This is a genomic window from Mesorhizobium sp. M7A.F.Ca.AU.001.01.1.1 (genome assembly GCF_004022735.1).
Taxonomy (GTDB): domain Bacteria; phylum Pseudomonadota; class Alphaproteobacteria; order Rhizobiales; family Rhizobiaceae; genus Mesorhizobium; species Mesorhizobium ciceri.
This window is the reverse complement of sequence record NZ_RZPF01000284.1, coordinates 1-7,479: the sequence shown is the minus strand read 5'-3', so window position 1 is coordinate 7,479 and position 7,479 is coordinate 1. Positions and strand designations below refer to the sequence as shown.

8 protein-coding genes and 2 pseudogenes are annotated in these 7,479 nt (G+C 58.3%); all 10 read left to right on the top strand.

Going from position 1 to position 7,479, the window contains the following annotated elements:
• The coding region (locus tag EN884_RS18355) for a DUF2269 domain-containing protein (RefSeq protein WP_164895045.1) at positions 1–337 on the top strand (337 nt) is incomplete at its 5' end.
• 339 nt (positions 338–676) lie between these two features.
• Positions 677–1,269 (top strand): annotated as a pseudogene (locus tag EN884_RS18350) (SOS response-associated peptidase family protein).
• 5 nt (positions 1,270–1,274) lie between these two features.
• Positions 1,275–1,985: a hypothetical protein gene (locus EN884_RS18345; RefSeq protein ID WP_244514444.1), complete on the top strand. Its 711-nt coding sequence runs from the start codon at positions 1,275–1,277 to the stop codon at positions 1,983–1,985.
• A 170-nt stretch (positions 1,986–2,155) separates the two neighbouring features.
• A pseudogene (locus EN884_RS39625) lies at positions 2,156–2,290 on the top strand (alpha/beta hydrolase); the annotation flags it as partial.
• A gap of 133 nt (positions 2,291–2,423) precedes the next feature.
• Entirely contained in the window at positions 2,424–2,612 is a 189-nt protein-coding gene (locus EN884_RS18335) for a hypothetical protein (protein WP_063170820.1), read from the top strand.
• 12 nt (positions 2,613–2,624) lie between these two features.
• A complete protein-coding gene (locus EN884_RS18330; protein ID WP_032809501.1) occupies positions 2,625–2,765 on the top strand; it encodes an entericidin A/B family lipoprotein in 141 nt (46 codons plus the stop codon).
• Positions 2,762–2,953 carry a hypothetical protein gene (locus tag EN884_RS18325; protein ID WP_063170821.1) on the top strand — a complete coding sequence of 64 codons (192 nt, stop codon included), beginning with the start codon at positions 2,762–2,764 and terminating at the stop codon, positions 2,951–2,953. The genes EN884_RS18330 and EN884_RS18325 overlap by 4 nt, the downstream gene beginning before the upstream one ends.
• A gap of 595 nt (positions 2,954–3,548) precedes the next feature.
• Positions 3,549–3,872, top strand: a complete 324-nt coding sequence (locus tag EN884_RS18320) for a KTSC domain-containing protein (RefSeq protein WP_245491946.1) — start codon at positions 3,549–3,551, stop codon at positions 3,870–3,872.
• Positions 3,873–4,107: 235 nt separating this feature from the next.
• Complete coding sequence (locus tag EN884_RS18310) at positions 4,108–4,968, top strand: ATP-dependent DNA ligase (RefSeq protein ID WP_063170822.1); 861 nt, start codon at positions 4,108–4,110, stop codon at positions 4,966–4,968.
• 83 nt (positions 4,969–5,051) lie between these two features.
• Positions 5,052–5,876 carry a Ku protein gene (locus EN884_RS18305; protein ID WP_063170823.1) on the top strand — a complete coding sequence of 275 codons (825 nt, stop codon included), beginning with the start codon at positions 5,052–5,054 and terminating at the stop codon, positions 5,874–5,876.
• Positions 5,877–7,479: the final 1,603 nt, after the last annotated feature.

The following is a 7,479-nucleotide window of genomic DNA, read 5'->3' as shown; positions in this document are numbered from 1 at the left end:
CGCCGATTTCGTCTTCACTGCAACCGCCGTCGTCGCCCAACCTGTCACCGGTGCATTCCTCGCCTGGCATTCCGGCTATCCGCTGACCGAGGGGTGGATTGTGCTTTCGATCCTGCTCTACCTCATCACCGGCCTGTTCTGGCTTCCAGTCGTGTGGATGCAGATCGAGATGCGCAATCTCGCTATGCAGGCCGCGGCAGAGAAGCAACCTCCACCACAGCGCTATGACACCTTGTTTCGGCTCTGGTTCGCCTTTGGCTTTCCTGCCTTCGCGGCAGTGCTCGCCATCTTCTGGCTGATGATTTCGCGACCTTCGATCGATTGGTTCGCCTTGTAGCACCGGACTTCGTCTCCCTCGTCACGGTCTGCAACATCGTTGCGCCTAACAAATGGAAGGCGATGGGCGCCAGCCGCAGACTGCCTCGTTCCGTTACTACATACCGGGTGGCAATGGTTGCACAGGTTCCCGGCCATCGCCCGAGCACCTCTGTGGCGGGAGGCTGACGGGACTTTGATTGCCGACGACACGTCTATCCACGTCGCCCGTGCACGGCTTCGAAATGCATCAAGCAGATTGCGAGATTTCGGGCATAGCGGAAAATCTCCGGATGGTGGCGCCGCAGCCAAGCCGCGTTATCTGTTATAAGTCATCAACTGACTGAAAGCGTGGGCAGCCATGTGCAACGATTATGAGCAGCATATCGCCTGGGCCGAATATTGCAGGATGATGCAATTGCTGGCGCTCGACATTCCCACTTATCAAACCGAACTGGATCTGCCGCAGGCGGATGACATCCGCATCAGTGATCCCGCCCCGATCATGCGCGCCGCCGGCGACACGATCGAACTCACGCGCATGACCTTTGCCTTTCCGCCCTCCGGGCCCAAAGGCGGGCCGATCTTCAACTTCCGCTCGGAAGGACGGAACGTCTCCAACAGCAAGCGCTGCATTATTCCGGCGTCGGCTTTCTTCGAATTCACGGGAAAGAAGTCTCCAAAGGCTAAGCATCGCTTCACGCTCAACGGCGCCTCGTTCATGGCGATCGCCGCCCTGTGGCGCGATGGCGAAGGCAACAAGCCCCCGACATTCGCTATGCTGACGACGGAACCCGGCCTGGACGTGGCGCCCACCCACAATCGCCAGATTGTGGTTCTGCGCCCGGATGATTGGGCGGCATGGATCCACCTCACGAAACCCGAGGTGGAGCTGTTGAAGGCCTTGCCGGCCGGTCGCTGGCGGTAGAAACCGTGCGACAAGGAAGCGACTAGCTCAGATGCCGGTGCGTTTTGCGCAAACACGAAAGATTCTTGGCGGCTTGGCTGCGGCAATTGTGGCCCCTCGAGATCGCGGCTCTCGCCAAAGCGTCTGCACCTCGTTGTCACTGATTACCGAGTGGCCCCTTCCGCCATCAGCGACGCTTGGCTCGTCGGTGCGCACGAAAGGTATCGAGCGTGAAATACGTGCCCGCCTGCCTTGGGCGGTGAGGAAGTACGTCAAAGCCGAGACTGGTCGCATGACATTGCGGATGCGCGAAGACGATGCCGAAGAGTTCGAGGCCGCCTCGAACAAGATCGCCAAGGCACTGGAAACCATCGCAGTACTCCCGGTCCTGCCGCGCGAGGCCGAAGACATCCTTGCGATCTCTTCGCGTGAGCGTCACAAGTGGCTGAAAAACGGACGGCTGCAAAGCATTGGCACCCGCACCGTGAAGATGCGCGGTCGATCCAAGGCCGTCACCTTCCACGTGTTCGATCCCAGGCACATCGAGGACATCCTTGATCGTGATCTGCCAAGCCTTTGGCGTGAAGAGGACGCGCAGCAAGTTACAGAGAACAGGCGACGTGGCGCCGGCAAGGCTGCCCTGACGCGGGCGGGAAAGGGTAGCGAGAAGGTTCGCGGTGCCGGGAATAACCCCAGAGATGACGCTCCCCGGCCCAAGTTGAAGGGCTGGAACGCGTTCGACGACGAGGGCCTGCTCCGTTAAATCCGTCTAGCCATTCGCGTCCAGAATGAGCCCTGAGCGAAAGCTAACCGGGAGCCGAAACGATCTGCAGTCGCGATTGCACGTCCTGAACCAATCCATGCTCAAGGAGTTCTTCAAGCCGACAACCGCCCATTTTTGAGGATGGCAGATTCGACAACTTCGTGCTTGAAATGTTGGAAACCGAGGGCGGGCCTATAAGGCTTCGGCATGGCGGATCTGGGCCGCCTCTGCTTCTGATCCATGGCCATCCTCGCACGCATATGACTTGGGGCCAGGTCGCGGACTTGCTGTCAGCAGATTTCTCCACGACCATACCCCAATCGCTACCCGGCAGGAAAAATCATGGCTGTTTCCTATAGAAAGAATCGCTTGCCACGGTGGTGCAGGAAGTCGGCGAGGTGGATTAGGTCCTGACCGACAAATGGTGCTACATGGGCGATGAAGAATGCCCGCCCAGCGTACGTTGTCTACGCACCACCGCTGATCGGCCTTCCGTTCCTGGCTGTGATACTGGCTCTGGATGACATCGCAACGCCCTTTGACACCGCCGATGAAGCGGCCGCCCACAACAAGGTGATGGCGGTTACAGGTGCGATACGGCAAAGCGGACTTGATAATCACAAATAGGAGAACCCGTCCATGAAACTGCTACGCATCACACCGATTGTCATTCTTGCCTGTGCCTTTGCCCTTGCGGCCTGCGCCAACACCGTCCGAGGCGTCGGCCGGGACGTCAAGGCAACGGCCAACGCAGTCGACGACACGGTCAACAAACCATGATGCAGAGGACCGTCACGGTTATCGAGAAGACAACGGGCCGCGTGATCGGAGCGCTGCCGATCGATCTTGCGCAGCAGGATCACGAGGCCTCCGATGATCAGTATTTCACCAAGGCGTTCGAAGCCGCCATGGACAGTGGCCTCATTCGTGAGGCCGACAAGCATGCGGTTGAATTCCGGCTTGAATAAAGTCGACGATGCAACGGCTTTCTGTCGCGTATCCGCGCATTGTGGTTTGCATGGTTTTGCACCTCAGCCATCCAGCAGGGGTGAATCAACACACCGTCCAGTCCAACTATCCCTAGGACAGCCCGTTGCGGCTATGAATGGGAGCGGCCGGTTTTGGCCCGGAGGTGAAGCAGCAGCCGCTGCTCAAAGCCACTCAGTAGAGCAAATCGGCGTATTGGTAGGCGAACACCCTCCCGTTGCTCTCATCGGTCACCTCAAGAAAGTAGTTTCCGGATCGGTTAGCGTCACGGGCATTTTCGTTGCCTGTGCGGCGGCGCAATAGGATGTCGGGGCCCCAGCTCGGTATTCCGCTATCACCTGGCCCGCAGGATATTCTCGGATTTGATACCCCACGGTCAGCCCCAGGGTCCGAATCGTCCATTAGGGATGCCTAACATTTCCCTTTTGGCGAGGCGGGGTGTACTTTAGGTACCGCTGGGTGATCCTAGCGACCTACACTGCCCGCTGCCGAGAGGTGGCGGGCCTTTTTGTTTATGTGTGGAACGCCGAATTCCAATGGGAGTTGGAATGCTGTCACCGTCCTTCCGTGGAGGCGATGATGGCCATGGACGTACAGCCGTGGTCGGCCCGCTCTCTGCTTCCTCACTGGGCGGGCCATCTCGCGGGTCGCTCACCGGCAATGACCTGGTGCACCATGCCGTCGACCTCAATACGCAAGTTCGAATACGACCCGGAAACCAGGGTTCTCTCAGTGTGGTTTGTAGCGAGTGGCAGGCAGTACGACTTTCTGGATGTACCGCCGGAGATCGTCGCCGATTTCAAATCTGCCTTTGCCAAGGGCCGCTATTTCAATGATCGGATCCGCAACCAGTTCGCGTTCCGGACCGTGGCAAGCTCCGGTTCCAGCGGTTCATGCTGAGGCAGATTGTGCCAAGCGACCTGGCGGAAATCGCGCATGTCGAACGGCTGGCCGCAGACCGGACAGGTCATGAAATTGTCGCGCTCGTCGGCAGGCTCGCCGCCGTGCTGCGTGCCGGGAATCGGCGGTCCAAGGTCGGATAGCTTCGTCATAACCATCAAACATTCAATTCGTCTAAAATGGTCCGGAACCATTTTAGCGAGCGCTAATTGAATCGCACTATGCGAGTCAGCGCATGCGTCTGAAGTTCATCAAGCCCATGGAGCCCGAGCTGGTCGAGACGCCACCGCAGGGCGACGAATGGCTCCATGAGATCAAGTTCGACGGGTATCGGACCCAAATCATCAAGGATGAAAACGGGATCCGGCTGTTCACCAAGAACGGTTACGACTGGACCGGCCGCTATATCGAACTTGCCGGAGAGGCGGAGGCGATCGAGGCGGAAAGTTTCATCATCGACGGCGAGACAATCACGGTCAACGAGGCCGGCCTGTCCGACTTCCAGGCCCTGCAGTCAGCCGTCACCCGTCGTAAGCCGTCGCGCGATCTGTATTTGGTGGCATTCGACCTCCTGCACCTGAACGGGCATGATTTGCGCAACATGCCGGTGGAAGACCGCCGCCAGATCCTGCAGGAACTGATTCCAGCCGTCGGCCGCATTCAGGTCAGCAAAGCCATGCCCGGCACCGGTGACGCGGTTTATCACCTGGTCGACAGGGCGGGGTTGGAGGGCATGGTCTCGAAGCGCAAGGACAGCGTCTATCGCAGCGGGCCGACGATGAACTGGCGAAAGATCAAATGCTATGCCGAAAAGGAAATGGACATTATTGGCGTGCAGCGCGAGGCTGGAAAGCCCGCAATGGTGCTCATGGCCGACAAGGGCCGCTATGCCGGCGGCGCTTTCGTTGCGTTTAAAGCTGACAAGCGCCAGCGACTTTGGGATCGCGTGCAAGGGAAGGTCGGCGGACCAGTGCCTATCGGTCTCAAGAAAGAAAAGGCCGAATGGCTTAAGCCTGGTCTGGTCGGTCGCGTGCGGTTCCTGAAGGGCGAGGAAAGGCTCCGCCACGCCAAGCTGCTGGACTACCGTGAGGAATAAGCTTGCGACAAGGTGCTGCCCATGACGCGGAACAGAACCGTGTGCCTGGCGTTGTGCGGAAGTCGACGTCTAGGAGAAACGGCATGGTGGCGCCACGCGCGGTCTGGAAGGGTTTTCTGAGGGTCGGTTCCGTGTCGTGCGGGGTCAAGATAGTGGGTGCCACCAGCGAGGCATCGAAAATCCACTTCAAGATTTTGAACCGCAGCGACGGTTTACCCGTGAAGAGTGCCTATGTCGACGAAGGCACCGGCGATGTTGTCGAAGCCGAGGATCAGATCAAAGGCTATGAGGCGGACAAGGGCGATTTCATCCACGTCGAGCCGGACGAGATCAAGAAACTGAAACTGACGTCCCAGCATACGCTTGATGTCGATTCCTTTGTTCCGGTTGCCGAGATCGACACGCGCTATCTCGAAAAGCCCTACTACTTGATCCCGGCAGATGGCGCTTCCCTTGAGGCCTTTGCCGTCCTGCGCGATGCGATGGCCAAGAAGCGCGTCGCGGCACGTTCCTGCGTCGTACTCTATCAGCGCGGCCGCGAAGTATTGATACAGCCGTTTGAAAAAGGAATGCTGCTGACCGAGTTGCGCACCCACAATGAGATGACATCGGAAGACACCGTCTTTAATGACGTGAGAAGCCCAAAATACGATTCGGATTTGCTCGAAATCGCGGGCCTCCTTATCGACAAGAAGGTGACGAAGTTTGATCCCTCGAAATTCGAGGACACCTATGAAGATGCGTTGATTGCCATGATCGACGCCAAGCGAAAGGGCAAAAAGCCTCCGAAACCGGCGCCAAAGCCTCAGGAGAACGTGGTCGAGCTGGCCTCGGTTCTTCGAAAGAGCCTCGCCAAGGAAGGCATCGGCCAAGACCGGCCAAAGGCCAAGAGCCGCAAATCGGCATAGTTAAAGATAGCATCCCACCATCACCGCGCATCACCCAGTAGTTTTAGCGCGCTCGCGCGTTTCCGGCGTCAGGCCTTCGGCCAATCTCACCGGCTCGTCGCACTGCGACGCTGCGGCAATCGGGAGGAAAGACCACCCGACGCGACAAATCGCGGAGGGCCGGATTGCCGTTGTGCCCGTAGCTACAGGTCTCGTCGTTTGGTCACTCCTTGTGACCAACTGGTCGGCGTGGTCACCGTCACCCAAAAAATGATCGTGCCGACCTGGCCATGGATCGATGCCATGTGAGATTGCGTTCATTGGATGTTCGTTGCTTTAGTCAATCGCAATGTAGCGTTGAGCGGAAACGAAGTGGGCCCGCCACTGAGGACACAAACGGCGGCGGGCCCTGCTTTGAGACCTGGCCCGGGAGCCAAGCTGCAGACCCAATTTCGATTTCAGAGAGAGGTTCCAGGCCTGCAGAAAAACTTAACGCTTGCTTGCATTGCATACGCCCGCAACCGGGTCTCGGAACCGGAGGCTGGCCCTCGCACCAGAGCTTGGTCCTTTCAAGGAGGGAGTCGTCCTCACCAAGCACATCCCGACCTTCGACTGCAGATGCGTGTTCCTCAGATCAGTGCAAAATTTATGGCCCTGGGGTAAAAATGCTCGTGCGAGCAGCAGGGATCTAGAGCGGCGCTTTCCTCGCGCCCACGACGGTCGGCCACGGCGCTCGATGGCCTCGGCTATCTCGATCGAAGTCCAACCCGCTGCCATGACTTCCAAAGGTCCATTCGGTGACCTGCTGGCTATCGTGTCGCGGTCAGGATATTCGTCCTAGTCGGTCGCGCCTTTGGGCTTCGTCTCGGACGTAGCTCCGTCGAGGAGACAACCCGGTGAGAGGTCACGTCGAGCAGATGCAGGCACTCAGTCAATTCTTGCCGGGCGATTGGTCTTGGATGCTTCCACGTCCAGCTGGGCGCGACTGGCGTGAAGCAAGGCCGCGATCAAATTTTGGTCGGCTGACTTTTTCCCGGTGTATAGGCACACAAGCTCGCGGGCCTGGACCATCGAATCGGATTCCGGGCTCTCCCTGATGGCTGACGTAAGAGCCCGGGAGAGGATGTCGAAATCCAACAACGAAATAACCGGTCGGCTTCCTTTCATGGCCAAATCCATCCTGTTGGTCTGCAGGCAATACTCGAAAGGTCGACATGACAAGAATCGGCATCACCCGTTCCTTCACGCGCTCAACTTCAGAAGCTCTCGGAACATTTCGCCGAGCCCAGCGGCGGGGCGTGGATAACAGCGGTGCAGCGCCACCGCAATTACAAAGGTTAATTCGGCTACGCATCGAGCATCGGATGGTTTGGGACTGATTGTTCGCAAATCGCAGCTATAAATCAAATCTTCAGGGTAAGTTGACATGCTTGCCCACCGCCGACCGCCTATGGCTTGGATAGATATTCAGGAGAAAGCAGCGTAGGGCCTATCGACTTGTCAGATCTGATGCCCCCCGATGTGCAGGATGATCCTGCCCTAGCCGCTGAGGTCGACCGGCTTCTGGCGCGCCGTACGCGCGAAATCAGCCTGGGTGGCGAGATCGAACGCCTATTTCGAGCAC